Origin of the sequence: Arenivirga flava, from assembly GCF_030161575.1 — a bacterium.
GTDB lineage: Bacteria > Actinomycetota > Actinomycetes > Actinomycetales > Microbacteriaceae > Arenivirga > Arenivirga flava.
On the sequence record NZ_BSUL01000001.1, the window covers coordinates 487,272 to 513,403 of the forward strand.

Sequence of the window (26,132 nt, forward strand, 5' to 3'; positions counted from 1 at the left end):
CACCTGCTGGCGACGACTGGTGGGTATTGTCTAACACACGGTCCGAGGCGACGTGAGGGGGTCGACACCGCATGGTGCTGCACCACCGTGTCCGCGCCCTCGGAGCGGTCGCCTCCCTGGCCCTCGTCGCGATGCTCGGCATCGCCGCTGCTCCTGCCGCTGCGCAGCCACGAGCGGATGAGGCCGCCGTGGGCGCGGGCAACCAGGTCTCAATCCCGTACCTCGGCGAGATCCAGGTGACGCCGGCGGAGGGCTGGCGCTTCGACGACTGCGCCGCGGTGCTCGCTGCCACGCCGCTGGCCACCGGATGCACCCCCGAGCAGCTCGTCTTCTCCGCCGCGGAGTACGACTCCGACGCGGCCCCGGTCCGGGTGCCGGTCGCGCAGTCGAACGGCACCGTCTCGCTCGTGGTCGACTACGTGGTCGCGCTCGAGCCCCCGGAGGCGCCGGCCTTCGCCGAGGCCGTCTACGGCTATCCGCTGCCGGCCGGCGGGCGCGTCCTCATCCCGCTCAGCGACCTCGGCGCGGTCTGCACCGCCTGCGACGAGTCGGGCGGGCCGCGGGTGCGGGTCGACTCCGTCTCGCCGGCGTCGGCCGGGACGGTCGAGGTGACCGCGACGCATCTCGTGCTCGCGGCCGCACCTTCGTACACCGGCAACGTCGAGCTGGCGCTGCGGATCGGCGACGATGTCGGGCAGTGGAGTGCGACCACGGTGCTGCAGTTGCGGCTCGTCGAGTCCTCCGCCGAAGGCGCGGGTGCGCTGCACGTGCTCGTGCAGATGGACCCCGGCGGCGTGACGCAGCTCGACCTGACCGCCTTCGTCGACGCCGACGAGGCCCGGGTGATCGGATGCGGCGCCGCCGCGGAGGGCACGGTGTCGTGCGCTCCGGGCGGCACGGCGACCGTCTCCGGCTCGACGCGCGACGTCGACCAGTTCTCGTTCCACATCGTCGATGCCGCCGGTGATCAGAGCACCGGCAGCGTGACGCTGATCCGGCCCGGCTCCGAGGTCGTGCCGGACCTGGACGGACCCGTCCTCGCCGGCGCGATCGGCGAGGACGAGCTCGCCGCGATCGTGCCCGCCACCATCCCCGTCGACGGGGCCGTCGAGGAGGGGACGGGCGTGCTGACGCCCATCCTCGGTGTCCTCGACCGCCTCGGCGCGTGACCCCGCCCGGAAGGCTGAACCGATGACGCTGCGATTGACCCTCGGCACGGACGACGGCGAGCGCTCCTGGATCGTCCGCGCGGACGACGCGACCACCGTCGCCGAGATCGCCGAGTCGCTGGACGTGGAGCCCTGGAGCGTCGCGCCCGCGATCGAGCCGACCACCCCGGCCGTCGCCGCAGGACTCCTCAACGGCATCGCGCTGCCCGCCGCCCCCTCGTCCGAGGTCCAGCCGGGCACGCCCCGCATCGAGATCGTCGGCGGTCCGTTCGCCGGCGAGTCGATCCCGCTGCGGGCGGGGGAGACGCTGCGCATCGGCAGCGGCGAGGGTGTCGAGCTCCCGGTCGCGGACCCGTACCTCGCCGCGCATCACGCCACCCTGGTGCTGCAGGCGACGCACGGTGAGGACGGGCGCCCCGCCCCGCTCGCGGCGGAGATCTCGGCGACCGACCCCGCCCATCCGCTCCTCGTCAACGGCGAGAGCGTCGCCGGCGCCGCGCGCATCGTGCCCGCCGACGTCGTGCAGCTCGGCAGCATCGTGCTCCGCCTCGGTGTGCAGCCGGGATCGGATGCGGACCTCTCGCCCGATCGCGTCGGCATGCGGGGCTTCAACCGGCCGTCGCGGATCGCCCCCGCCCGCCCGCAGCCGGTGCTGCAGCTGCCCGGCGACCGGCCGGAGGAGCAGGACCGCTCCCCGCTGCCGTGGCTCTCGGCGGTCATCCCGGTCGTGCTGGGCGTGACGATGGCCGTGCTGTTCCAGCGCCCGGTGATGCTGCTCATGGCCGCGGCGTCGCCGATCATGGTGATCGGGTCGTTCCTGACCAACGCGAAGCTCGCCAAGCGCAAGGGAGAGCGCACGCAGGCGCAGTGGGCCGAGGACGTCAAGAAGGGTGCGAAGCGCGTCACCGCCCTGGTGCGCGAGCAGCGCCTCGACGGCTGGTACCGCCACCCCGACCCGGTCGTCGTGCGCGACATCGCGACGGCGCCGCTCTCCCGGCTCTGGGAGCGGCGCAAGGGCGACGACGACGCGCTGCAGGCGCGCATCGGCCTCGCGGAGGTGACCCTCGACGTGCGCTACGAGGGCGGATCGTCCAAGGAGCGCGGCTCCCGCCGGGTCGGCGTCGCCCCCGCGCCGGTCGCGGCCGACCTGGCGCTCGGCTCGGTCGGCGTCGCCGGCGAGATCGATGCGGCCCGCAGCACCGTGCGCGCCATGCTCGCCTCGCTCGTGACCCTGCGCTCGCCGCGCGACCTGCGCGTCGTCGTGCTGTGCGACGAGGGTGACCAACAGCAGTGGTCGTGGCTGACCTGGCTGCCGCACACGAGCGGCGGCGAGGGCGCCATAACCATGATCGGCAACACGGACGACACGCGGCGCGAGCGCCTGCGCGAGCTGACCGGGCTGCTGGCCACCCGCATCCGCGCCACAGGCGACCGCGGCGGCTCCTTCGCCGAGGACATCGTTGTCGTGGTGGACGGCGCGCGTCGCTACCGCACGCTGCCGGGCATGGTGCCGCTGCTCGACAAGGGCTCCAAGTTCGGCATCCACGTGGTGGCGATCGACGTCGACCGCTCGCGGCTGCCCGAGGAGGCGACGACCGTGGTCGCCCTCGACGGCGCCGACCGATCCCTCGCCCGAGTCGAGTCGATGAGCGACTACTACGGCAGCGTGCTGGTCGACGGCATCTCGCTGCCCGCGGCCGAGCAGATCGCGCGTCGGCTCTGCTCGATCGAGCACGTGAGCGGCGTCGGCGACGAGGGACTGCTGCCGGCCAGCGTGCGCTTCGTCGACCTGCTGGCCCTCGATCTCGACGACCCGGAGCAGCTCGCGCGGCGTTGGAGCACCTCCCGCGCCGCACCTTCGTCGTGGTCGGCGCCAACGCCGACGGCGAGTTCGCCTTCGACCTCGCGAGCGACGGGCCGCACGCCCTCGTCGCGGGGACGACCGGCTCGGGCAAGTCCGAGTTCCTGCAGACGCTGGTCATCTCGCTCGCGCTGGCGAACCGCCCCGACGCGCTCAACTTCGTGCTCGTCGACTACAAGGGCGGATCGGCGTTCGCGGACTGCGAGCGCCTGCCGCACACGGTCGGCATGGTCACGAACCTCGACGCGCGCGAGACCGAGCGCGCGCTCGCCTCGCTCGACGCCGAGCTCAAGCGGCGCGAGCGGGTGCTGCGCGAGCTGGGGGCGAAGGACATCGACTCCGCGTGGGCGAAGGATGCGGAGGCGGCCGGTCGGCTGGGCCTGGCGCGCCTCATGATCGTCATCGACGAGTTCGCCGAGCTCAAGACCGAGCTGCCCGACTTCATCACGGGCCTTGTGCGCATCGCGCGCGTCGGCCGCTCGCTCGGCGTCAATCTCGTGCTGGCGACGCAGCGTCCGTCGGGCGTGGTGACGCCCGAGATGCAGTCGAACATCAACCTGCGCGTCGCGCTGCGCGTCACCGACCGCGCCGACTCCACCGATGTGCTCGGCTCCGCTGAAGCGGCGCTCATCAGCCCCGGCACGCCGGGGCGCGGCTACGTGCGCGCCGGTCAGAGCGCCGACCCCGTGCCCTTCCAGACCGCCCGGGTCGCTGGCCTGCGCCAGGGCGCCCAGCGCGTCGCCCGGGTGCTGCCGGCGAAGGCGCCCATGGAGTGGTCGGCGCTGGGCTTCGCGGCTCGCTTCCCGGCGAAGCAGGCGCAGACGACGCGCACCGATCACGACGACACCGACCTCCGGGCGCTCGTCAACCTCGTGTCGGCGACGACGCACGCCCTCGGCATCGAGCGCAACCCCTCGCCGTGGCTGCTGCCGCTGCCGACCCTGCTCACCCTCGACCGCTTCGCCGGCGACGAGCTGCCGGCGGACTCGGTCGTGCTCGGTCTTGAGGACGTGCCGGCCGAGCAGAAGCAGCGTCCCCGGTTCTGGAACGTGGTCGCCGACTCGCACCTGCTCTTCATGGGCGGCGCGCTCTCCGGCCGCACGACGGCGTTGCGCACCGTGCTGGCGCAGGTCGTGCAGCGCTTCGCCCCGTCGGACCTGCACCTCTACATCGCCGACTACGGCAACGGCGCGCTGCTCCCGCTGGCCGACGCCCCGCACTGCGGAGCGGTCGTCACCCCGCTCGACCAGGAGCGCTTCCCTCGTCTCGTGGGCCGTCTGCTCGAGGAGCTCAGCCGTCGCCAGAGCGTGCTCTCGCAGGCCGGGGTGGGCAGCATCACCGAGCAGCGCCGACTGGCCGCGCCGACCGACGCCCTGCCGTACGCGATCGTGGCGATCGACGGATGGGAGCGGCTGGCCTCGAGCCTGAACCCGGACCAGCTCATCGCCTTCCGCGACCAGCTCATGCGCGTGCTGCGCGAGGGACCGGCGGTCGGCATCCGGGTGCTCATGACCGGCGACCGTGCCATCAGCGGCGACAAGGTCTCCAGCTTCATCGACGCGCAGTACGTGCTGCCGATGCGCGACGTGAACGACTACCGCGCAGCGGGCATCATGATCCGCGACATCCCCGGCGATCTGCCCCCCGGCCGCACGCTGGTGGGTGCGCAGGGCGCCGAGGTGCAGCTCGCCGTGATCAGCCGCGAGACGAGCGGCGAGGCCCAGACCGCGGCCTTCCGCGCGATCGTCGAGCACGTGCGCGACCACTTCGACGCCTTCCCCGAGCTGGCCGACCTGCCGCGGCCGTTCCGCGTCGATCCGCTGCCGGCGTACATCGCGCTCTCCGCCGCGTACCGGCTGCCGCTCGCGGCGGGCTGCACGGCGCCGGTGCCGACCGTCGGCGTCGGCGGCGACGAACTCTCGCGCATCACCGTCGACTGGTCGGGCGAGCAGGGCTTCGTCGTGGCCGGTGCACGCGGCACCGGGCGCTCGAGCGCGCTCGCCGCGATCGCGCACCAGCTCGCATGGGCCGAGCATCCGGTGCTCGTCGTCGCGCCGAAGGAGTCGGTGCTCACGCAGGTGGCCGGCGGGCACGGCATCACCGTGGTCTCCGACCCGCAGACCGACCCTGCCGCGCTGCTAGCCACTCTCGACGGCGTCGCCGCCGGGCGGGGCGGCAGGGTCGTCGTGATCGTCGACGACGCCGAGCAGCTCAAGGGCGCGCCGATCGAGCAGGCGCTCAGCGGCGTGTCGGCGGGGGCGAGCTTCTGCGTCGGCGTGGACACCGAGTCCGCCTCGAGCATGTTCGGCGGCGCGCTGCCCATCGCGCGCAAGGCGCGGCTCGGGCTCGTGCTCTCCCCGCTGAACGCGATGGCCGGCACGACGCTCTTCGGCACGCAGATCCCGCGCTACATGCTCGGCGCGCAGACGCCCGGCGGGGCGGCGCTGCATCGCGACGGCGCCTGGCAGGCTGTGCGGGTGCCGGATGTGCGCCAGTGAGCGCCATGGGGAACGGTACCCGAGCCGGACGGGCCTGCTGAGCGCACGGCCCGCGTAGACTTTTCGAACAACCCGGCCCCCTGCGCGGCGGCCTGTGAGGAGTGGTGGGATGTCCGCACGCTGTGCGTACTGCGACGCCGAGCTGCGGCCCAACTCGATGTTCTGCTTCGAGTGCGGCCAGCTCGTCCAAGGGGCGACCCCTCCGGTGCCTGCCGGCTTCGCCGCGCCGCCGCCCGTGGCGCCGCAGCAGGCGGCGAGTCCTGCCGCCGCGACGATCCGACCGGAGGCGGAGCGCCCCGTCGTGCCGCTCCCGCCCGTCTGGCAGCCGGCGCCGTCAGCACGGCCTGCGGAGGCCGCAACCGCCGCGCCGGCGCCTGCCGCGCCCGCTGCCGCATCGGCGTCGGGTCGCGTGCGCCTGCGGTTTAGCACCGGCGAGCAGGTGGTGGTCGCAGGCCGCGCCATCATCGGTCGCCAGCCGCACTCGACCGCCCAGAACGAGGGTGCGCAGGCCGTCGAGGTGCACGACCCGAGCCGATCCGTCTCGCGGGTGCACCTGATCGTCGAGGTCGACGCGAACGGGGTGTCCGCCGCGGACGCTGGGTCGGGCAACGGCTCTGACCTCGAGCGGGGCGGGGTGCGCATGCCGCTGCGCGAGGGGCGCCCCGCCGCCCTGCACCCGGGCGATCGGCTCTGGATCGGCGAGGTGTCCATCGAGGTCGACGCGGCCTGAAGTCCGTGAGCTGCATCCTGCGAGCGCGGCTCATGGGCAGTGCTCCCCATTCCGTTGCACGCATCCCTTTCAGTAGGGTCATCCCTGTCGGCGCGAGGGGTGCCGGCGACCACCCACTCTCCCTGGAGGAAAAATGGCCGAGATCCGCGTTACTTCCGAATCGCTCGCCGGTGTCGCCGGACAGCTCTCGTCGGGCGCCCAGTCCATCGAGTCGCAGCTGCAGAACCTCAAGTCGCTCGTCGACGGCCTCGTCAGCGGCGACTGGGGCGGCTCCGCCTCGCAGAGCTTCAACGAGCTCTACGGTCAGTGGGACACCGCGGCCATCCAGCTCAAGGAGTCCCTCGCCGGTATCAGCGACCTGCTCAACCAGGCCTCGCTGAGCTACGAGGACTCGGAGAACGCGATCTCCGGCACCTTCCGCGGCTGAGCCGCGTTCCGACCGATCGAGTTCGCCGTGCGCCCTCCGGGGCGCGCGGAGGTGAGGGGACATCATGGTGCAGTTCCGCGTCCGGGCGCAGTCGCTCGGCGAGGTCGCAGGGCATCTGCAGACGGCGATCGCGGTCTTCGACGGGCACGTCGCGCAGGTCGACGGTGTCGTGGGCGGCGTCGTGCAGACGTCGTGGCGGGGCGAGGATGCCGACAAGTTCGCCGAGTACTGGCAGCAGTGGCACGCCCAGGCCGACGCCGTCCGGCTGTCGCTGAGCACCCTCGCGACGCTGCTCGCGGCTGCGGAGGGCACCTACACGACCACGGAGTCCTCGCTCACCGCTGCTTCGACGCGGGAGCGTCAGGAGGACCGCGTCGTGATCGAGACCGTCGGCGAGGTCGCCGAATCCGTCGAGCTCGGTCTCGAGTCTGCGGCGGCAATGGAAGCTCCGCAGCTCGTGAACGCCTCGCTGTCCGGCGTGAGCGGCCCGAGCGCCGGCGGGCAGCGTCTCGAGACCGTCTCGGCGGCCGTCGAGCAGGAGACGAATGGGGTGTCGGAGGATGTCTGAGCAGGCTGTCGACACGGTCGCCCTCAGGGCGATGGCGGATGCGCTCACCGAGCTCACCACGTACGCGGGCATGCTGCGGGACGGGGCAAGCAGCTTCGCCCACATGCTGCCCGCCGAGTGGCAAGGGCCGGCCATGACCCAGTTCCTGGCGACCTTCCAGACCTGGTCGGTCTCCGCCGAGGGGCTCAGGGCCCAGACCGAATCGCTGCAGCAGCTCGCCGCAGCAGTGGTCACCGCATACGAAGGCGCCTCAGAACAGCTCGACACCACCTGGTCCCAGGTGGCGTCCGGTCTGCAGGCGTAGACGAGGGGAAAACGACATGGTGGAGATCCGGGTCAATCCCGCGGTCCTCGTCGGGGACGGCGACCAGCTGTACTCGATCGCGAGCACACTCACATCGGGCATCCGCGCGGCGGCTTCGCAGCTGCGCGGCACTGACGGCATGGCGGGCAGCGACCCCGTCGCCGAAGAGTACGCCGAGATCTACGACGGCGATGCTCCGAAGATCATCGAGGGAGCCTGGAGCCTGGCAGAGGCGCTCCGCGGCCTTGATTCGGCCGTCGCTGCTACCGCCGCGGGTTACGACGCCGCGGGCAACGTCGGTTCCGGCCAGCAGGGCAGCACCATCCCGGTGCCGCAGCACGGGACGCTCGGCGCGGCGCCGACCATCGGCCGCGCCATAGGCGCTGGCGTGCAGGGCGACTTCCTCGGTATCGACATCGGTCTGATCGCCGAGTGGGTTGAGGATCGGCTCGCCGACCTCGGCATCATCATCCCCAATGGCGACACAGGCGCCCTCGCGACGGCAGCATCGGCTTGGGATGGCCTGCAGGGCGACCTGGACGCCGCGGCCGTCGCCGTCAACGGCGCTTTCACCGCGACGCAGTCCATGGACTTGCCGCAGAGCGGTGACATGCTCGCCAGTCGCGACGCCGTAGGCAGGATGCTCAATGCCCTGAAAGGCAACGCGCAGGCGATGAGCCAGGGGTGCACCGGCTTCATCGACACCATCGAGCAGATGCGTACGGAGCTCTTGTGGCTCGTCCGTCAGCTCGTCGCCGAGGTGCTGCTCGACGTCGGGCTCTCTTTCGCACTGGGTGCCCTCACCGCGGGCATCGGCGCCGCCGCAGGCGCGGCGAAGGCCGCAACGACGATCGCGCGCTGGGTGCAGCGCATCGCAGAGCTCATCGTCGAGACGGCGCAGAAGATCCGCAATTTGAAGCTCTGGATGCGGGGGCTGATCCGGGCCGCTGCCGAGGGTGTGCAGGGTGCAGCGGTCTCGGTCACCGTGCAGGCGGCCGTCAATCAGGCACGGTCTGGCGAAGAAGGCTACGTGCCCGTCAACCTGTTGCAGACGGGCGTCGCATCCTTCGTCGGCGGCGCTGCGGCGAGCCCGGTCGGCAACTTTGTCGCGGGCCAGTCCGGTCGCGTCGGTCGTGAGATCCTCGGCGGTGTCACCGAGGGCGCTACCGATGGTGCCGCGTCGAGTGCGGTGGATGCCCTGTGGGAGGGCAAGCCCTGGGACCCGTGGCAGGACATGGTGCTCGGTGGCATCCTCGGCGGTGCGCTGCGCCCAGCGCTCTCGAATCTTCCGTCGATGGGCGATCTGGGTGCTCCCGGCGTCGGGCTGCGTGCTCCGTCCGCCGATGCGAGCACGATCGGCGTGCCGACGGTGACGGGTGCGGATACGAGCGGAGGCACGTCCACGGGTCCTGCGGGTGGCAATGCGCCGTCGACGCAGGGCAACGCCCCGCAGCCCGGCGTCGGCACGGGCGGTGGGGGCGGGTCGCAGCCCGCTGGTGGCAACGGTGTGAATGTGCCGGACAACTCGGCGCCGCAGCCCGGCATGGGCAACGGTGGCGGTGGCGGCTCGCAGCCGGCCGGTGGTGGTGCTCCGCCCATCGACAACTCGGCTCCGCAGCCGGGTGCCGGTGACGGTGGCGGTTCGCAGCCCGCCCCGAGCAATGCGCCGGAGGTGCCGAGCGGCGACGTGCCGTCGCCCGCGGGCGACGCGCCTGCGGCTCCGCCGGCTGACGCGCCTGCGGCTCCGCCTGCGGATGGTCCGGCGGCCCCGCCTGCGGCTCCGCCTGCTGACGCGCCTGCGGCTCCGCCTGCTGATGCTCCCGCAGCTCCGCCCGCTGATGCCCCCTCGGCTCCGCCCGCCGATGCTCCCGCGGCTCCGCCTGCTGATGCTCCGGCGGCCCCGCCCGCGGACGCTCCGGCTACGCCTCCTACGGATGGTCCTGCGACCCCGCCGGCCGATGCTCCTGCGGCTCCGCCTGCTGACGGTCCTGCGGCGGATGCGTCCGCGGCAGACGCGCCTGCCTCGGATGCGCCGGCCTCCGATGCTCCGCCGGCTGACGGGACCACCTCCGATGCCTTCGGCATCCCTGTGGTCGACCTGCCGAACCTGCCCGATGCCCTGCCTTCCAGTGCACCGTCCGGCCCCGAGTCGCCCTCGAGCGCCGGTGACGCTTCGACGAATGCCTCGTCACCGGCGAGCGACGCTCCGCAAGACGCTGGCCCGATGCCCGCGAGCACTCCTGCGACGGTGTCGCCGTCTCAGCCCGCCGCCGACGCGGATGCGCCTACGACGAGCGATGCCGGTTCGGACGCACCCGGCCAGGATGGAACCCGCCCGCCCGCACCCGACGCAGCCGATGCTGCGCCCGATGCGTCCGATGCGGCGCCTGCCGAGGCGGAAGGGCCCGCTCCGGCAGATGCGGACGGTGAAGGGTCGGACGCCCCGATCGACATCGAGGATGCTGCCGCGATCGCTGGGGGCTCCGCCGCATTCGTCGCTGCGGGCACCGTCGCCTCGGGCCGCCTGCCGAACCTCTTCGACACGGGACGTCCCGCGCCGGACGGCACCGCTCCCGAGGCGGACGGCAGCACGCCTGACGCGGACCGCGGCGGCGACTCCGACGACGCCTCGAGTGCCGCCGACGACACGTCGATCGGCGACTCGGATGCGAAGGCTGACGAGCCGACGTTGCGCGGGAATGAGCCTTCGACGCTGACGATCGATGAGATCCGTGAGCGGATGGCGCAGATCAATCCGAACTTCGATGCGACGGACCCTGCGAACGAGTTCACGCAGAACTGCGGCGATACGTCGTCGATCCTCAATGACGTGCTCAACGGGGGTCCGGTGCGTCAGGCGGGAACGGACACGTTGACCATCGAGCAGATGCAGGCTCGGACCGGTTTCGAGCAGACGTCGATGTCCCCGACGGAGATCGCGGACGTGTTGCGGCGGATGGGGGCCGGGTCGCACGCCGTCGTCGGGGTCGATCGTGCTGGTGGTCAGGACGGGCACTGGTTCAACGTCTACTTCGATGGCACGGATGTGTGGACGTTGGATGCGCAGACGAATGAGATCGGCGGCTTCCCTCCGCTCGAGCCCGATGCGATCCATTGGGACGTCTCGATCGAGGTCGAGCGACCGGACACGACGGATGCTCCGGGAGCGGATGCCGATGCGACAAGTCCGGGGGATGAGTTCGCCGGCGCGGACCGGGGCAGTTCGACGCCGATCTCGGACCGGATCGCCGCGGGTACCGACCCGACCGGCGTCGCCACGCCGCCGCCCGGCGCGAGCTGGGCGAATGGCACGGATCTCGCCCCGACCCCGAAGAACTTCACTTACGGAAGGCCGATGACTGTGCATGGTGTTGCAGAGCCTGCCCCTGCGCCGCTGGCGCCCCATTCCGGGTACGACATGGTCGCTCATCCCGACAACTCCTATGGCAACAGCGGCATGTCGCGAACTGAGTACGAGCGCATCTACAAGCTCGCTCGACTGGACCCGATGACGGGTCTCCACTGGGACAACTACCCGCCGAATGATGGGGCGGTGTACAACACGCGCCGTGTCTTCGACGATCTCCTGAACTTCTCTGTGGAGTACGGCGATCGTTTCGATCGCATCGGTGACGATCGCGGCACCTACCTGGGTCTCGCCCCGGATGGGCAGCCGGCGAGTTGGGAGCAGCGCGCACTGCCGGTCAGTAGTCTCGGGAAGCCGGTGCACGACTACCGCCTCGACCCGAACGCGATGCTCCCTTCGGGGTGGACGATCGAGATCAGTAGAATCGCTCCAGGTTTCGGGCATCCAGGTGGGGGTCTGCAGGTCCAGGTCAAGGACGCCGATGGCGAACCCCAACGTGCGCGAGTGCTGGCTGGACTCGGTATCATCAAGGAAGTCGGAGGGGTGTTGTGAACATCAGGTTGACCGACGAGTTCGAGGTCTTCGCGAGGACCGCTGGATACACGGTGGAGTACCTCGAGGACGCCGTGGAGATCTACAACCTGGGCGGCGAGATCCGCTCCTTGGTGCATCGAGTCGGTGCTGAGGTCGTGATCGAGTCCGCTGAGCGCGCGCGCGATTACTCGGTGGAAGCAAAGACGAGCACGGAGATTGACGCCGAGCGGTATCTCACTTACGAACTTGGTGGGCCTTTCCGTGAGGCGCTCGGTCTTCGGGTGATCGTCACGGGGTTTGTCTCCGTGGGAGCGCCAGAGGTGTTAATCACGTATGCGCCTCGCGTCACCACGTTGGAATGGACCGGTGAGCCGGACCGCAAGGTGCAGCTTTTCGGGCCTGGAAAGCACAGCGGGGAGATTTTCAGCTTCGCCATGAAGCTCTCGCTTGCGGAGCTTCGAGCGTCGTTCGCGGCGGAGGACGGCCTGCCGTTGTATGCGTTCCTGCATCGAGATGACGCCTCGGCCTCGACGTCGCAGGTCGAGGCGTTAGGCGAGATCGGTCGGGGGCTCTTCCACTCGCTTGCAGCGAAGGCGGGTCAGACGCTCGACGATCCGCTCAACGTCATCCCCTTCGATGGTGGCGTCGCGGTGATCCGCGCCGTCCGTGGTGGTGGCAAGATCTTCGTCGCTGAGGACGGTTCGGTGATGTACCGGGGCTCGTCGTACACGTTCGAGCGTGCGTTGGAGGAGTTCCGGGCGGGGGAGCGGACACCGTTGGAGTCGTTCCGCTGACTGGTCGGTCATGCGGGCTCGTCTACGGTGACTCACCGCTGATCGTGGGGAGGCCAGGGATCAGATCCTAGGGTTCGTTATCGGCGGATGTGGCGACTCGGCTTTCGCGCAGATCCCTGACGATGTCATCATCGGCGATGGACCGCCGCAGGCCAGCCATGCGCCGTCTGGGGTGACCGCGGCGGCGACATGGTCATCGAGAGGACCCTCTGAATCGGATGCGCAAGTTGCAGTGGCTGACGAGAATCCTCGCCTCGCCTCGACGGCATGAAGAGCTCCGCTTCGACGCCCAGCAGTGGTCCGTGCTCGGGGGTCACGATACGGAGCTGCTCGATGCCGCATCGGTGCGGGCCAGGTTCAGCGATGAGCCGTTCCGCAGGGTCAAAGCCTTCGAGGCGGAGGAGGCCGACGCGTTCAGTCCATCGATGACTCCGCTGCTCGGGCGACGTCCGATCGGGGCAGCGGAGCGGGCCGGTTGGATCGTGGTCGAGGATGCAGACCGGCGTGCCGAGCTGCGGCGCGATGCCGCGAGGCTGCGCGTCGAGCCGGATGGGCACTGGTGGCTGCGAGTCGCCCTCAGCCTCGAGGGCGTCGAGGTCGGCAGCGGCACGAGCGCCGACGTCGGGGCTGTCGAGGAACTCCTCGTCCTCCTGGCGGAAGGAGGTTCACCGTCGTCGAACCTCGCTGAGAAGTTCTACTGGAGGGAGCATGACGCCGACGTGGACCCCGCGTAGTCGTCGGGAGCGCTGAATCCGACTGGAGATCGACCGAGATCGTCGCGCAGTCCTGCGGTCGAACGCGCGGTCGAGTTGAGCGGATCATCGTCCCACCGCCCGGAGTCGGCCGAATGCGACGGCGCCCCGAACCGTTCCGCCCGGAAAGCCCCAAACCTGACAGACTGCACCGTCGCCATCCGGCGGCAGCACGACTGAGGACGGACCACATGAGCGCCACGAGCATCGATGACCTGGCCGCGGCGGTGCGCGCCGGCGACGCTGAGCTCGAGCAGCTGCTCATCGCGGTGCTCGAGGCCGAGCTGCTCGCACCGAGTCCCACCGACCCTGCCGTCGACGGCTTCTCGGGCGCCTGGGCCGACATCGAGGGCGTGCCGCACCTCGTGCTCGGCACGACGCCGCAGAGCCTGCGGGCCCTCGGCGACCGCGCCTCCTACGCGCTGACGCTCACCGGACGCCGCGCGCTCGGCGGGCTCGGCGAGGGCGCCGGGGCGCTGCTGCACACGGCGCACGGCGTCTTCGCGATCGGGCCGGAGCTCGTCGAGGGCCTGCGCGCCGGCTCCTAGCCGACCCGCACCGCCCGCCGCCGCACCCTGAGCGTCGCCACCGCGAGCCCCGCGATCATCACCGCGCCGCCGAGCAGCTCGCCGGCGCCCGGCTCCTCGCCGAGCAGCAGCCAGGCGCTCAGGATGCCGACGAACGGCACGAGCAGCGTGAACGGCACGACCTTCGCCGGCGCGTGCAGGCCGAGCAGGGTGTTCCAGATCGTGTACGCGACGAGGGTGGCGAGCACCACCGTGTACGCCGTGCTGGCGAGGGCCGGCAGACTGATCGCTGCGATGCCGTCGGCAACGCCTGAGGGACCATCCACGACCAGCGCCATGAGCAGCGCCGGGACGGGCACGAAGAGCGCGCCCCACACCACGATCGACAGGCCGCTCGCGCCCTTCGCCGTGCGGCTGACGATGTTGCCGATGCCCCAGCTGAGCCCCGCGGCCACCGTCAGCAGCAGCGGCAGCAGCGGGGCGCCCTGACCGTGCGTCCCGCCGACGATGGCGAGCCCCGCCACCCCGATGCCCACGCCGAGCAGTTGACGCGGGCTGGGGCGCTCGCGCAGCACGATGGCGCCGAGCACGATCGTGAAGACCACCTGCGCCTGCAGCACGAGCGAGGCGAGCCCGGCCGGCATGCCGAAAGCCATCGCCAGGTAGAGCAGCGCGAACTGGCCGAAGCTCATGAAGATCGCCAGCAGCGCCAGCTTCCACCACGGCAGCTTCGGCGGCTTGACGAAGAAGACCGCGGGCACGGCGACGAGCGCGAACCGCAGCGCCAGGAACACGAACGGCGGCACGTCCGCCAGACCGACGTCGATCACGACGAAGTTGACGCCCCAGATCAGCACCACGGCGAGGGCGAGCAGGGTGTGGCGCAGGGGCATGCGCTCATCCTGTCGCACGGTCGCGACCGTGCAGGGACGAGCGGATGCGGCTGGCCGTCACGCGCCGGAGGATGGCGCTTCCTCGACGGAGCCGGGCGCCGCATCCGCTCGCGCTGCACGTGCACTCCACGCCCGCCCGCTCGCGGTCGCCGCTCCCTAGCGTGGAGTCGCGCCGTGCTCGACCGGGCGCGGCGGTCGAACGGAAGGCAGCCGCACCATGACCACCACCGTCCTCTCCTCGCCCGCCCGCTACGTGCAGGGGGCCGGCGCCATCGCCGACCTCGCCGAGCACGTCGGCAAGCTCGGCGGCACGCCGCTCGTCGTCAGCGATGACACGGTCTGGGGCATCGTCGGCGAGGCGGTGGGGCGCAGCTTCGAGGCCGCGGGCACGCCGCTGGTGCGCGTCGGCTTCGGCCGCTTCGCCACACCTGGCGCAGTCGACGAGCTGAAGGAGCGGATCGAGGCGGACGGCCACGACGTCATCGTCGGCGTCGGTGGCGGCTCGACGATCGACGCGGCCAAGGCCGCGGGTCACCTCGCCGGCATCCGCTGGGCGAGCGTGCCGACCGCGGCCTCGAGCGACGCGCCCACGAGCGCGCTCAGCGTCATCTACAGCGAGGAGGGCGAGTTCCTCGAGTACCGCTTCTTCCCGCGCAACCCCGACCTCGTGCTCATCGACACGCAGCTCGTCGCCAACGCCCCCGTGCAGTTCCTGCAGGCCGGCATCGGCGACGCCCTCGCCACCTGGATCGAGGCTCGCGCCGCACGCCGCGGCCAGGGCTCGACGATGGCGGGAGGCCGCCCCACCCACGCCGGCACGGCCCTCGCCGAGCTCAGCTGGAAGCTGCTGCACGAGAACGCCCTGCTCGCACTCGACGCGGTGCGCGCCAAGGTCGTCACCCCGGCGCTCGAGGCGGTCGTCGAGGCGAACACGCTGCTCTCGGGCCTCGGCTTCGAGTCGGGCGGCCTGGCCGCCGCGCACGCGATCCACAACGGCCTCACCGCGGCGCCGCAGACCCATGGCCTCACGCACGGCCAGAAGGTCAACCTCGGCTCGATCGCCCAGCTCGTGCTCGAGGGCGCGCCGGCCGAGGAGATCGAGGAGTTCATCGTCTTCACCACCCAGGTCGGCCTGCCGAACTCGCTCACCGAGGTCGGGCTCACCCCGGAGCACACCGCCGAGCTGCGCGCCGTCGCCGAGGCGGCGACCGCCGAGGGTGAGACCATCCACAACATGCCCTTCCCCGTGACCGCCGACCTCGTGGTGCAGGCGCTCGTCGCCGTGGAGGGCATCTCGCGCCGCATCCGCGCCGAGTACGGTCTCGACGCCCCGGAGCTGCACGTCGCGGAGCACTGACGGGGCGGAACGTCGGCGATCGAGCGGATGCGGGCGGCCCCGCATCCGCTCGTCGCCCGCCGACCTGCTCGGCGATGCCGTACGCGCACGACCGTGCCGTACCGGCACCGGTACTGCGCAGTCGTCCGCATGCTGCCTCGCCACATCGCCCGGGCCTGCCCGCGGCATCGCCGGGGCCGGGCGACGCCGAACGCCCGCGCGCCGCACCCCTACGATGAACGGATGATCGCCGCACAGCGCCGCAGGCTCATCCTGGCCGCGCTCCGCGGCGATGGCGCCGTCTCGATCGCCGCCCTCGTCGAGCAGCTGCAGTCGAGCGCCGTCACGGTGCGCCGCGACCTCGACCTGCTCGCCGACGAGGGGCTACTCGACCGCACCCACGGCGGCGCCGTGCTGCGCTCGAGCTCGCGGGAGTCGTCGTACGCCGAGAAGCTCTCCCAGGCGCTCGCCGAGAAGACGGCGATCGCGGCCCGCGCCGCGGCCGGGGTGCGCGACGGCGACAGCATCGCGCTCGGTCCGGGCACGACCACCGAGCTGCTGGCCAAGGCGCTGGTCGGGCGGATGGGGCTGCGCGTCGTGACCAACTCGCTGCTCGTCGCCGAAACCTTCACCGCGTCGCCGGAGAACGAGGTCGTGGTCGTGGGCGGCGAGCTGCGGCACAGCATCCGCGCCGTGGTGGGCGGCACCGCCGTGCAGCAGCTCGCGGGCCTGCGCGCCGACACCGTCTTCCTGTCGGGCAACGGCCTCACGGCCGATTTCGGGCTCTCCACTCCGGCGCTGCCGGTGGCGGACGCGGACCGGGCGCTCGCCGCCGGCGCCGAGCGCGTCGTGGCGCTCGTCGACCGCACCAAGGTCGGCGTGCGCTCCTCGGTGCTGACCGTGCCGACGACGCGTCTCGACACGCTCGTCACCGACGGGGGAGCGGATGCGGGCGAGCTCGACGCCCTGCGCGCGGCCGGCGTCGCGGTGGACGTCGTGTCCGCGTGAGCGACGGCGTCGACGAGCGGCTGCTGCCGCTGTACGCGGCGGGCGAGCTGGAGGTGCCCTTCGTCATCGCGGGCTGGGACGAGCGGGTCGACCGCGACACGCACTGGCCCGCCCACTCGCATCCGACCCACGAGCTGCTCTGGAACGAGCGCGGCGCCTCCACGGTGTCGGTGGGCCCGCGGGTGTTCACGGTCACTCCCGCGCTCGGCCTCTGGACCCCCGCCGGCACCGTGCACTCCGCCGATGCCCCGGCCGGTACCTGGTACCGCGCCGCGCACTTCGGCATGCAGGCCGTCGAGCCGCTCGCCGCCGAGCCGACCGCCGTGGCGATCACCCCGCTGCTGCGCCTGCTGCTCGCGCGCCTCCTCGAGCCCGGGCTCTCCGAGGGGAGCCGCGCCGTCACGGAGGCCGCGGTGCTCGACGTGATGGCGCCCGCGCCGCGCGAGCTGGTCGTGCGCATGCCGCGCTCGGCGCTGCTCGCGCCCTCGTGCGCGCACTGCGTGCCCGGCCCGGCGATCCGCGCTCGCTCGACGACTGGGCGCGCGAGCTCGGGGTCAGCACGCGCACCATCACCCGGGCGCTGCAGGCGGAGACGGGGTTGGGCTTCGCGCGCTGGCAGGCCGCGGTGCGGGCCAACCACGCCGCCGTGCTGCTCCTGCGCGGCGACGATCTCGACGAGGTGGCGAGCGGATGCGGCTTCGCCACGGTCAGCGCGTTCGGCACCGCCTTCCGCCGCGCCACGGGCGTCACACCGGGTGCGTTCCGCTCGCAGGGCCGCAGCCTGGCCTGAGCCGACGGAGGCGCGCATCCGTCCGCCGCGCCGCGTCATCCGTCCGAAGGCGCGCATCCGTCCGCTGCATCGCCGTCGGCCCCGCTGTCCGAAGCGCGCATCCGGTCGTCGGATCTGCGCGATTGCGTCTCCTGTTGAGGCACGCCTAACCTAGCTGAGGCTTGCCTGACCCACCCGGGGCTCGATCCCCGCGGTCCGGCTCCGCGGCCCTCGCCGCACCCCGCAACCCCTCACCGACTGGAGTCGATCCCGCATGCGTCCCTCGCGCCTCCTCCCCATCACCGCGGCCTCCGCTGCGCTCGCCCTCGGGCTCGTCGGCTGCGCCAGCGGCAGCGGCGCCGAGACCGGTGGCGCCACCGGCGACACGGTCACCATCGAGCACGCGCTCGGCACGGTCGAGGTGCCCGCGAACCCCGAGCGGGTGGCCACCGTCGCCTGGGCGAACCACGAGGTGCCCCTGGCCCTCGGCGTCGTGCCGGTCGGCATGGCGGCGGCGAACTTCGGCGACGACGACGGCGACGGGCTGCTGCCCTGGGTCAGCGAGAAGCTCGAGGAGCTCGGCGCCGAGACCCCCGTGCTCTTCGACGAGACCGACGGCATCGACTTCGAGGCCGTCGCCGACACCGACCCCGACGTGATCCTGGCCGGCTACTCCGGTCTGACGCAGGAGGACTACGACACCCTCAGCGAGATCGCCCCGGTCGTCGCCTACCCGGAGGGCCCGTGGGCCACCAGCTGGCGCGAGCTCATCGAGATCAACGCGGCCGGCATCGGCCGTGCCGACGAGGGCGAGCAGCTCATCGCCGACATCGAGGCGGAGATCGCCGAGGCCGCGGCCGAGCACCCGGAACTCGAGGGTAAGACCGCGGGCTTCATCACCCACATCGACCCCACCGACCTCAGCGAGATCTCGTACTACACGACCGCCGACCCGCGGCCGGCGTTCTTCGAGGACCTCGGCCTCGTCGAGCCGGCCGGCATCGCGGCGGCCTCGGAGGAGGCCGGCGACGACGTGTTCAGCCTGACGCAGAGCGCCGAGCAGGCCGACTTCTTCGACGACGTCGACATCGTCGTGACCTACGGCACCGACCTGCTCACCACGCTGCAGGCCGACCCGCTGCTCTCGCAGATCCCGGCCGTGCAGCGCGAGTCCTTCGTGCAGCTCGACGGCACCGGTCCGCTGGGCACGGCGGCCAACCCGACGCCGCTCGCCATCTCGTGGGTGCTCGACGACTACCTCGAGCTGCTCGCCGAGGCGGCCGCCAAGGTCGACCAGTAGGCAGCGCATGACCACGGTTCCGGTCGGAACCGCTTCGGACGCCGCGGCCGAGAGGCTGCGGCGTCCGACCCGCGTCCGGCTCCTCTGGTTCGCGGCGTCGCTCGCGGCGCTCGCGCTGATCGTCGCCGCCTCCGTGGCGATCGGGTCGCGGGACGTGCCGCTGCCCGCGATCGTCGCGGCGCTCGGCGGCGGCGGCGACGGCCTCGACGCGGCCGCCGTGCAGACCAGGGTGCCGCGCACCGTGCTGGCCCTCGTCGTCGGCGCCGCGCTGGGGGTCTCGGGCGCCGTCATGCAGGGCGTCACCCGCAACCCGCTCGCCGACCCGGGCATCCTCGGCATCAACCAGGGCGCGTCGCTCGCCATCGTCGCCGGCATCGCCACCGTCGGGCTCACCTCGGCGACGCAGTACGCCTGGGTCGCGATCGCGGGCGCCGCGGTCTCCGCGGTCGTGGTCTACACCATCGGCTCGCTGGGGCGCGGGGGAGCGACGCCGCTCAAGCTCGCCCTCGCGGGCGCTGCCACCACGGCCGTGTTCAGCTCCTTCATCACGGCCATCGTGCTGCCGCGCAACGACATCAACTCGGTCGTGCGCTCGTGGGAGATCGGCGGGGTCGGCGGCGCCCGCTGGGACGTCCTCACCCAGGTCGCGCCCTTCCTCGTCGTCGGCCTGCTGCTGAGCCTCGGCTCGGCCCGTGCGCTCAACTCGCTCGCCCTCGGCGACGACCTCGCCGCAGGGCTCGGCGAACGGGTCGCGCTCGCGCGCATCACCGCTGCGCTCGGCGCCGTGATGCTGTGCGGCGCGGCCACCGCGGCCGCCGGGCCGATCGCGTTCGTCGGCCTGGTCGTGCCGCACCTCTGCCGGCTGCTCGTCGGCGTCGACCACCGCTGGCTGCTGCCGTACTCGGCGGTCGTCGGCGCGGCGCTCCTCGCCGCCTCCGATGTGCTCGGCCGCATCGTCGCTCGACCTGCGGAACTCGACGTGGGCATCGTCACCGCCGTCGTGGGAGCGCCCGTGTTCATCGCCATCGTGCGCCGGCGCAAGGTGCGCGAGCTGTGAGCGTCGTGGACCGCATCCGCTCCTCCGACGGCGCGCTCGCGCGCGTCGTCGCCGGCAGGCGTCGCCGTTCCGCGCGGCGGCGGGCGATCCTGCTGGGGCTCGGCGTGCTCATCGTCGCGGCCTTCGTGGTCACCCTCATGGTCGGGCGCACCTTCTACGGGCCCGACGAGGTGCTCGCCGTGCTCTTCGGCCGGGACGTGCAGGGCGCGACCTTCACCGTCGGACGGCTGCGGTTGCCGCGCGCGGTGCTGGCGGTCGTCGCCGGCGCCGCCTTCGGCATGAGCGGCGCGGCGTTCCAGACCATGCTGCGCAACCCGCTCGCCAGCCCCGACATCATCGGCATCACCTGGGGCTCCGGGGCCGCGGCCGCGTTCGCGATCGTGGTGCTCGGGCTCGGCGGCGCACCGGTCTCCGCCATCGCGATCGTCGCGGGCCTCGCGGTGGCGCTCGCCATCTACCTGCTCTCGCGTCGCGGCGGGCTCGTCGGCCTGCGCCTGGTGCTGATCGGCATCGGGGTCGCCGCGATGCTCCACGCGGTGACGCTCTACATCCTCTCGAAGGCCCCCGACTGGGAGGCGCAGGAGGCGATGCGCTGGCTGGCCGGCAGCCTGAACGGCGCGAACTGGCAGTCCGCCGCCCCCGTGCTGGTCGCCCTGACGGTGCTCGGCCCCGTGCTGGTGCTGCTGGCCAGGGACCTGGATGCGCTGCGGCTCGGCGACGACACCGCCGCCGGCCTCGGCGTGCGCACCGAACGCACCCGGCTGCTGGTGCTCGTCGCAGCAGTCGGGCTGCTCGCCTTCGCGACGGCGGCGACCGGCCCGATCGCGTTCGTCGCCTTCCTCGCCGGCCCGATCGCATCCCGGCTCGTGGGCGCCGACCGCCCGGTCCTCGTGCCGGCGGCGCTCATCGGGGCGCTGCTCGTGATCGTCGCCGACTTCACCGGTCAGTTCCTCGTCGGTGCCCGCTACCCGGTCGGCGTGATCACCGGGGTACTCGGCGCGCCGTACCTGCTCTTCCTCATCATCCGCAGCAACCGAACGGGAGGCTCGCCATGACCGTCGCCCACACCCTCGAGGCGCGATCGCTGAGCGTCGGATACCAGGACCGCGAGGTGCTGCGCGGCCTCGACCTCCGCATCCCGCCCGGCCGCATCACCGCCATCGTCGGCGCGAACGCCTGCGGCAAGTCGACGCTGCTGCGCTCGATGTCGCGCCTGCTCGCGCCGCGCGCCGGCCAGGTGCTGCTCGACGGCAAGGCCGTGCACCGCACGCCCGCCAAGCAGCTCGCCCGCACGCTCGGCCTGCTGCCGCAGTCGCCCGTGGCGCCGGAGGGCATCACCGTCGCAGACCTCGTCGGTCGGGGGCGGCACCCGCACCAGGGCGTGCTGACCCGCTGGCGCACCGAGGACGACGAGGCGGTGGCTGCGGCCCTCGAGGCGACCGGGTCCGTCGAGCTGGCCGACCGCGACGTCGACGAGCTCAGCGGCGGCCAGCGCCAGCGCGTCTGGATCGCGATGGCCCTCGCCCAGCAGACCGAGCTGCTGCTGCTCGACGAGCCGACGACGTTCCTCGATGTGAGCCACCAGGTCGAGGTGCTCGACCTGCTCACCGACCTCAACCGCGCCCGCGGCACCACCATCGTCATGGTGCTGCACGACCTCAACCTCGCGGCCCGGTACGCGGACCACCTCATCGCCCTCGCCGACGGTGCCGTGCACGCCGCGGGCGCCCCGGCCGAGGTGCTCGATGCCGGCCTCGTCGAGGCGGTCTTCGGCCTGCGCAGCACCGTCATCGCCGACCCGGTCTCGGGCAGCCCGCTCATGCTCCCGATCGGCCGCCACCACAGCGGCTGAACGACTGCCGCCTGGCAGACTCGCCCGCATGCGCATCGACCTGGCCCTGCAGCCGTACGCCGACTCGCCGTCGCTGCGGGAGGTGCTGCTCGAGGTGCTCGCCGACGACCGCTACACGAGCCTGCGCATGGTCACGGCGTGGGTGCGCGCCAGCGCGCTGCCGGCCCTGGACGAGCGGATGCGCGCCTTCCGCGCCCGGGGCGGCCGCATCGAGCTGACGAGCGGCCTCAGCCAGGGCGCCGCGACCCGCGCCGGCCTGGCGAAGTCGCTCGCGCTCGTGGACGAGTCCTGGGTGCTCTTCGACGCCGACGGCCGCACCTTCCACCCGAAGGTGCACCTCGCCCGCGGCGAGGGCGTCGCGCTGCTCTTCATCGGCTCGCAGAACCTCACCGCCGGCGGCCTGTCGACCAACGCCGAGGCCGGCGTCGTGCTGCGCCTCGAGCACCCGGACGACCCGTGGCACCTCGCCGACGAGGTCGACGCCTACCTCGACCGCCTGCACGCGGACGCCGGCATCGCGCGGCGGCTCGACGAGTCGCTGCTGCAGCGCCTGGAGCGCGACCCGTTCGTGGCGCTGGCGGACCGTCCCGGGGGAGCCGTGCATCCGCATCCGCTCTTCGCCCCGTTCGCCGGCGACGTGCGCCCCCTGCCGAAGGGCGCCGTGCCGCCGCCCTCCCGCATCCCGCGCCGCCCGTGGTGGCAGCGCCTCCTCCGCCGCCTCGACTGAGCCCCGCCCGCGCCCGCCCCCCGCGCTTTCCGCCGGCGCCCCCGCCTCCCGCACGCGCGCACCCCACGACCCGCGCCCCCCACCACGCCCCTCGCCCGCGCACCCCGTGCGATTCGGAGGACCACCACCCTCCTCGCCCGTGCGATTCGGAGGAACCCGCCGCTTCGTCAGGCGTCCCGCGGCAGCCCTGACCGGAACGACCCCAGGATGCCCGGGCATCAGCTCGGCGCGTCGAACCTCCGTGACGCTCGCACTCCTCCGAACCGCACAGGCGGCGGGAGCGCCCTTCAAGCACGTGCCCGCAGGACTCCTCCGAATCGAACACGAGCGGATGCACCCGGCGGGCCTGCGACCGCAGGACTCCTCCGAATCGAACACGAGCGGATGCACCCGGCAGCCTCGCGACCGCAGGAACCCGTCCGCATCGCCCGGCCGCAGCAGTCCGGAGCACACCCCGCCGAGCGCGACACGCCCGGGCCCCCGCGGTGCCGTACCCTGGAGGGATGCCCACGAACGCCGGTAACCCCACCCCCATCCGCGAGCGCCGCCCCCAGGTGCGCCCGGCGACCGAGGGCTGGACGCAGGCGCTCGACGCCGACGGCCGCCCGAAGCTGCAGTTCGCCTCGCCCAAGAAGGGCAAGCCGCCCGTGCACTGGGCCGACCTCACGGTCGAGGAGCGCCAGGCGAAGGTCGTGGAGCTGGGCCTGCCGAAGTTCCGTGCCAAGCAGCTGTCGAACCACTACTTCGCGAACTACTCCAGCGACCCCGCGACGATGACCGACCTGCCGGCCGAGGGCCGCGAGGAGCTCGTCGCCGGCCTCATGCCGCCGCTGCTCACCGAGGTGCGCCGGCTCGAGACCGACAAGGGCGACACGATCAAGTTCCTCTGGAAGCTGCACGACGGGGCCCTGGTCGAGAGCGTGCTCATGCGCTACACCGGCCGCATCACGCTCTGCATCTCCTCGCAGGCCGGATGCGGCATGAACTGCCCGTTCTGCGCCACCGGCCAGGCGGGCCTCACCCGCAACATGTCGACGGCCGAGATCGTCGACCAGATCGTTCGCGCGAACGCCGCCCTCGCTGCGGGCGAGCTCGGCGGCCGCAAGAAGGGCGACAACACCCCCGACCGGGTCAGCAACATCGTCTTCATGGGCATGGGCGAGCCGCTCGCCAACTACAAGCGCGTCATGGACGCGGTGCGCTCGATGGTCGCCCCGCAGCCCGACGGTCTCGGCATGAGCGCGCGCGGCATCACCGTCTCGACGGTCGGCCTCGTGCCCGCGATCAAGAAGCTCGCGGACGAGAACGTGCCCGTCACCTTCGCCCTCTCGCTGCACGCGCCCGATGACCAGCTGCGCGACGAGCTGATCCCGATCAACTCCCGCTGGAAGGTCGACGAGGCGCTCGACGCCGCCCGAGAGTACTTCGAGAAGACCGGCCGACGCGTCTCGATCGAGTACGCGCTGATCAAGGACATGAACGACCACGCGTGGCGCGCCGACCTGCTCGCCGAGAAGCTGCTGGCCCGCGGCAAGGGCTGGGTGCACGTCAACCCGATCCCGCTGAACCCGACGCCCGGCTCGATCTGGACCGCCAGCGAGCCCGAGGTGCAGGACGAGTTCGTGCGGCGACTGAACGCCGCAGGCATCCCGACGACCCTGCGCGACACCCGCGGCAAGGAGATCGACGGGGCCTGCGGCCAGCTCGCCGCGGCCGACGCGTAGTCGACGAACGGATGCGGGCACCGGCCCGCCGCGCGACAGCGAGCGGATGCGGGGCCGGCCCCGCTGCTAGGCCTCGAAGTACAGCGCGTGGTGCAGCGCGCACCCCGGATTGAATCCCGCACCGCAGGCGGGGCAGGCGTCAGCCTCGAGGTACCCGTCCACGCTCATCGCCGCGCGGCACACCCCGCACAGCACGGCCGGCTCCTCACGCCGGGCACGCGGCCACGGAGCGATCGCGTGCCCGGCCTCCTCCTCGTGACAGGCGTGGCAGGGCCACCACCCCTCGCAGCAGGCCAGGCGCATCGCGACCACGTCGAGCGGGCTCGCGTAGTGGGCGCAGCGGGTCGCGCCGTCGACGACGGCGCCGCGCACGCGCATCCGCTCGACCGAACCGTCCATCGGGGTCGAGCGTAGCCCCGACCGCACGTGGGCGACCGGCCGGCCCGGTACCCTGGAAGCTTGACGATCACCCCACGTCGAGAGGAACCACACCACGTGACCGAGTGCCGCCATGGATTCGACGAGGAGCTCTGCGACATCTGCTCGCCGCGCCGGACGGCCGAGCCGGTCCGGACCGCTCCGGCCCCCCGACGGGCCCCGGTGTCCAAGGCGCGCGAGCGTGTCGCCCCCACCTCCCTGCGCGACCCCGCTCCGGCGGCGACCGTCGTGCACCAGGCCAAGACGTCGGTGCCGTTCGCGCAGCGGCGGCTCTACCACGTGACGCACGTGGACAACATCGCGGGGATCCTCGCGGACGGCGCGATCCGCGCCGGGGCGATCCCGGATGTCGATCTCATCACCCCGGAGGGGCGCGCGGCGATCGCCGAGCGCGAGCTCGTCCCGGGCGCCCCGCTCGCTGGCTTCGTGCCGTTCCTGCTCTCGCCCGACGCCCTGTGGTGGAACGCGCTGCGCGCCGCCGAGGCCGGCGAGCAGTACTCGCGCGCGGCGCGCAAGGCCGCCACGGCCGACTTCGTCGTGCTCATCGCGACGACGGCCGCGGCGGGGCCGGAGATCGTCGTCACGGACGGACCGGTCGGCGCGGCGTCGACGAGCTTCGCGGTGGGCGCCGATGCCGCGGTGCCGCTGCTGCGGCGCGTCCAGGTGCGCGACCCCGACCTGCGCTCCGCCGAGGCCTACGTCAACGGCTCCTACGCGGTCGCCGAGCTGGCGATGGTGGCCACGGCGAACGAGCCGATCCGCGCCGAGGTCAAGCGCCTCGTCGGCCTCGCGGGCGTGCGCCTGCCGCGCCTCGGCGTGTTCCCGCCGATGTTCCAGCCCACCGTCGACGACGAGGTCTGAGCGCGCGGCGCGCAGCGGAGTCGCCATGGGATCGCTGCAGCGCGCCGCCGAGTCGCTCGACGGGGCGCGCGTGGCGCTCGCTGCGGCTGGCGCCGGCACCGAGGTGCTCGCCCGCTGGCAGCGGCGGCGCCGTGCGCTCGGCCTGCTGGGATCGGAGACCGCGCTGCGCCCGGTCGGCACCGCCTGGCGCCTGGGCGTGCTGCTGCTGCCGACCGATCCCGCCGGCACCGCCGGCGCGCTCGCGGCGGGCGGCACGACGACGCGGGCCGTCGACGACGGCCCGCGCGGCTACACCGCTGACTCCGCACGCGCTCGCGGCGAGCTGCGCGTCGCCGCTCGCCGCGGGGAGCGCCGGAGGGCGCGACGGTCGCCCTCGACTGGGTGATCGTGCCGCTCGGGGCCGGCCTCGGCCCCGACGGGGTCGAGCAGGAGGACGGCCCGCCGCTCGGTCCCGTGCTGCTGCGCGGCGGCGAGCTGCTCGTGCGCTGGGCCGGCCTCGGCGCGCCGCCCGCGCCCTTCGACGGCTACCTCGCCGAGCACCTCGCCCTCGCGCTCGAGGCGGCCCGTGGCTGAGCGATGCGGGGACGGCCCGCCGGTCGGCGACGCGGCCCGCCGCTGAGCGGCGGCGCCACCCGT

24 protein-coding genes and 1 pseudogene are annotated in these 26,132 nt (G+C 72.8%); 23 read left to right on the forward strand and 2 right to left on the reverse strand.

Going from position 1 to position 26,132, the window contains the following annotated elements; all coding sequences use genetic code 11:
- Positions 1 to 71 precede the first annotated feature (71 nt).
- The 10 genes from QQK26_RS02405 to QQK26_RS02450 all read left to right on the forward strand — a co-directional run bounded on the left by QQK26_RS02405 (position 72) and on the right by QQK26_RS02450 (position 13,552).
- Positions 72 to 1,169 (forward strand): hypothetical protein, encoded by a 1,098-nt coding sequence (locus QQK26_RS02405; protein ID WP_284229690.1) that lies wholly within the window; start codon positions 72 to 74, stop codon positions 1,167 to 1,169.
- A 1,833-nt stretch (positions 1,170 to 3,002) separates the two neighbouring features.
- A complete protein-coding gene (locus QQK26_RS02410; protein WP_284229692.1) occupies positions 3,003 to 5,528 on the forward strand; it encodes an FtsK/SpoIIIE domain-containing protein in 2,526 nt (841 codons plus the stop codon).
- Between the two features lie 109 nt (positions 5,529 to 5,637).
- Positions 5,638 to 6,258 carry an FHA domain-containing protein gene (locus QQK26_RS02415; RefSeq protein WP_284229695.1) on the forward strand — a complete coding sequence of 207 codons (621 nt, stop codon included), beginning with the start codon at positions 5,638 to 5,640 and terminating at the stop codon, positions 6,256 to 6,258.
- Positions 6,259 to 6,391: 133 nt separating this feature from the next.
- Positions 6,392 to 6,685 (forward strand): WXG100 family type VII secretion target, encoded by a 294-nt coding sequence (locus tag QQK26_RS02420; protein WP_284229697.1) that lies wholly within the window; start codon positions 6,392 to 6,394, stop codon positions 6,683 to 6,685.
- 64 nt (positions 6,686 to 6,749) lie between these two features.
- Positions 6,750 to 7,253 carry a WXG100 family type VII secretion target gene (locus QQK26_RS02425; protein ID WP_284229699.1) on the forward strand — a complete coding sequence of 168 codons (504 nt, stop codon included), beginning with the start codon at positions 6,750 to 6,752 and terminating at the stop codon, positions 7,251 to 7,253.
- Complete coding sequence (locus QQK26_RS02430) at positions 7,246 to 7,557, forward strand: hypothetical protein (RefSeq protein WP_284229701.1); 312 nt, start codon at positions 7,246 to 7,248, stop codon at positions 7,555 to 7,557. The genes QQK26_RS02425 and QQK26_RS02430 overlap by 8 nt, the downstream gene beginning before the upstream one ends.
- A 16-nt stretch (positions 7,558 to 7,573) precedes the next feature.
- Entirely contained in the window at positions 7,574 to 11,476 is a 3,903-nt protein-coding gene (locus QQK26_RS02435) for a glycohydrolase toxin TNT-related protein (protein WP_284229703.1), read from the forward strand.
- Positions 11,473 to 12,252, forward strand: coding sequence for an Imm61 family immunity protein (locus QQK26_RS02440; protein WP_284229705.1), 780 nt, complete (start codon positions 11,473 to 11,475; stop codon positions 12,250 to 12,252). The genes QQK26_RS02435 and QQK26_RS02440 overlap by 4 nt, the downstream gene beginning before the upstream one ends.
- Positions 12,253 to 12,470: 218 nt before the next feature.
- Positions 12,471 to 12,986 (forward strand): hypothetical protein, encoded by a 516-nt coding sequence (locus QQK26_RS02445; protein ID WP_284229708.1) that lies wholly within the window; start codon positions 12,471 to 12,473, stop codon positions 12,984 to 12,986.
- Positions 12,987 to 13,195: 209 nt separating this feature from the next.
- Positions 13,196 to 13,552 (forward strand): hypothetical protein, encoded by a 357-nt coding sequence (locus tag QQK26_RS02450; protein ID WP_284229710.1) that lies wholly within the window; start codon positions 13,196 to 13,198, stop codon positions 13,550 to 13,552.
- Here the strand turns inward: QQK26_RS02450 and QQK26_RS02455 are convergent.
- Entirely contained in the window at positions 13,549 to 14,424 is an 876-nt protein-coding gene (locus QQK26_RS02455) for an EamA family transporter (RefSeq protein ID WP_284229712.1), read from the reverse strand. The two genes, QQK26_RS02450 and QQK26_RS02455, sit on opposite strands and share 4 nt — an antisense overlap.
- A gap of 217 nt (positions 14,425 to 14,641) precedes the next feature.
- Between QQK26_RS02455 and QQK26_RS02460 the strand changes: the two genes are divergently transcribed.
- From QQK26_RS02460 to rlmN, 10 genes and pseudogenes are all read left to right on the forward strand, one after another.
- Entirely contained in the window at positions 14,642 to 15,781 is a 1,140-nt protein-coding gene (locus QQK26_RS02460) for a glycerol dehydrogenase (RefSeq protein WP_284229714.1), read from the forward strand.
- 222 nt (positions 15,782 to 16,003) lie between these two features.
- Complete coding sequence (locus QQK26_RS02465; RefSeq protein ID WP_284229716.1) at positions 16,004 to 16,768, forward strand: DeoR/GlpR family DNA-binding transcription regulator; 765 nt, start codon at positions 16,004 to 16,006, stop codon at positions 16,766 to 16,768.
- A gap of 53 nt (positions 16,769 to 16,821) precedes the next feature.
- Positions 16,822 to 17,034, forward strand: a pseudogene (locus tag QQK26_RS16370) (AraC family ligand binding domain-containing protein); the annotation flags it as partial.
- Between the two features lie 221 nt (positions 17,035 to 17,255).
- Positions 17,256 to 17,558: a helix-turn-helix transcriptional regulator gene (locus QQK26_RS02470; protein WP_284229718.1), complete on the forward strand. Its 303-nt coding sequence runs from the start codon at positions 17,256 to 17,258 to the stop codon at positions 17,556 to 17,558.
- Positions 17,559 to 17,811: 253 nt separating this feature from the next.
- Positions 17,812 to 18,837, forward strand: coding sequence for an ABC transporter substrate-binding protein (locus QQK26_RS02475; RefSeq protein ID WP_284229720.1), 1,026 nt, complete (start codon positions 17,812 to 17,814; stop codon positions 18,835 to 18,837).
- A gap of 7 nt (positions 18,838 to 18,844) precedes the next feature.
- Complete coding sequence (locus QQK26_RS02480) at positions 18,845 to 19,894, forward strand: FecCD family ABC transporter permease (protein ID WP_284229722.1); 1,050 nt, start codon at positions 18,845 to 18,847, stop codon at positions 19,892 to 19,894.
- Positions 19,891 to 20,949: a FecCD family ABC transporter permease gene (locus QQK26_RS02485; RefSeq protein ID WP_431307977.1), complete on the forward strand. Its 1,059-nt coding sequence runs from the start codon at positions 19,891 to 19,893 to the stop codon at positions 20,947 to 20,949. Before QQK26_RS02480 ends, QQK26_RS02485 begins: the two co-directional genes overlap by 4 nt.
- Complete coding sequence (locus QQK26_RS02490) at positions 20,946 to 21,746, forward strand: ABC transporter ATP-binding protein (RefSeq protein WP_284229724.1); 801 nt, start codon at positions 20,946 to 20,948, stop codon at positions 21,744 to 21,746. Before QQK26_RS02485 ends, QQK26_RS02490 begins: the two co-directional genes overlap by 4 nt.
- A gap of 28 nt (positions 21,747 to 21,774) precedes the next feature.
- Complete coding sequence (locus QQK26_RS02495; RefSeq protein WP_284229726.1) at positions 21,775 to 22,473, forward strand: phospholipase D family protein; 699 nt, start codon at positions 21,775 to 21,777, stop codon at positions 22,471 to 22,473.
- 503 nt (positions 22,474 to 22,976) lie between these two features.
- A complete protein-coding gene (gene rlmN / locus QQK26_RS02500) occupies positions 22,977 to 24,197 on the forward strand; it encodes a dual-specificity RNA methyltransferase RlmN (protein ID WP_284229727.1) in 1,221 nt (406 codons plus the stop codon).
- A gap of 66 nt (positions 24,198 to 24,263) precedes the next feature.
- Here the strand turns inward: rlmN and QQK26_RS02505 are convergent, their stop codons facing one another.
- A complete protein-coding gene (locus tag QQK26_RS02505; RefSeq protein WP_284229729.1) occupies positions 24,264 to 24,596 on the reverse strand; it encodes a CHY zinc finger protein in 333 nt (110 codons plus the stop codon).
- Positions 24,597 to 24,797: 201 nt separating this feature from the next.
- Here QQK26_RS02505 and QQK26_RS02510 point away from each other — a divergent pair, with 201 nt between their 5' ends.
- The 3 genes from QQK26_RS02510 to QQK26_RS02520 are packed head-to-tail and all read left to right on the forward strand — an operon-like array spanning position 24,798 to position 26,069.
- A complete protein-coding gene (locus QQK26_RS02510; protein WP_284229731.1) occupies positions 24,798 to 25,496 on the forward strand; it encodes a DarT ssDNA thymidine ADP-ribosyltransferase family protein in 699 nt (232 codons plus the stop codon).
- 25 nt (positions 25,497 to 25,521) lie between these two features.
- Complete coding sequence (locus QQK26_RS02515; protein ID WP_284229737.1) at positions 25,522 to 25,881, forward strand: hypothetical protein; 360 nt, start codon at positions 25,522 to 25,524, stop codon at positions 25,879 to 25,881.
- Positions 25,878 to 26,069: a hypothetical protein gene (locus QQK26_RS02520; protein WP_284229739.1), complete on the forward strand. Its 192-nt coding sequence runs from the start codon at positions 25,878 to 25,880 to the stop codon at positions 26,067 to 26,069. Before QQK26_RS02515 ends, QQK26_RS02520 begins: the two co-directional genes overlap by 4 nt.
- Positions 26,070 to 26,132: the final 63 nt, after the last annotated feature.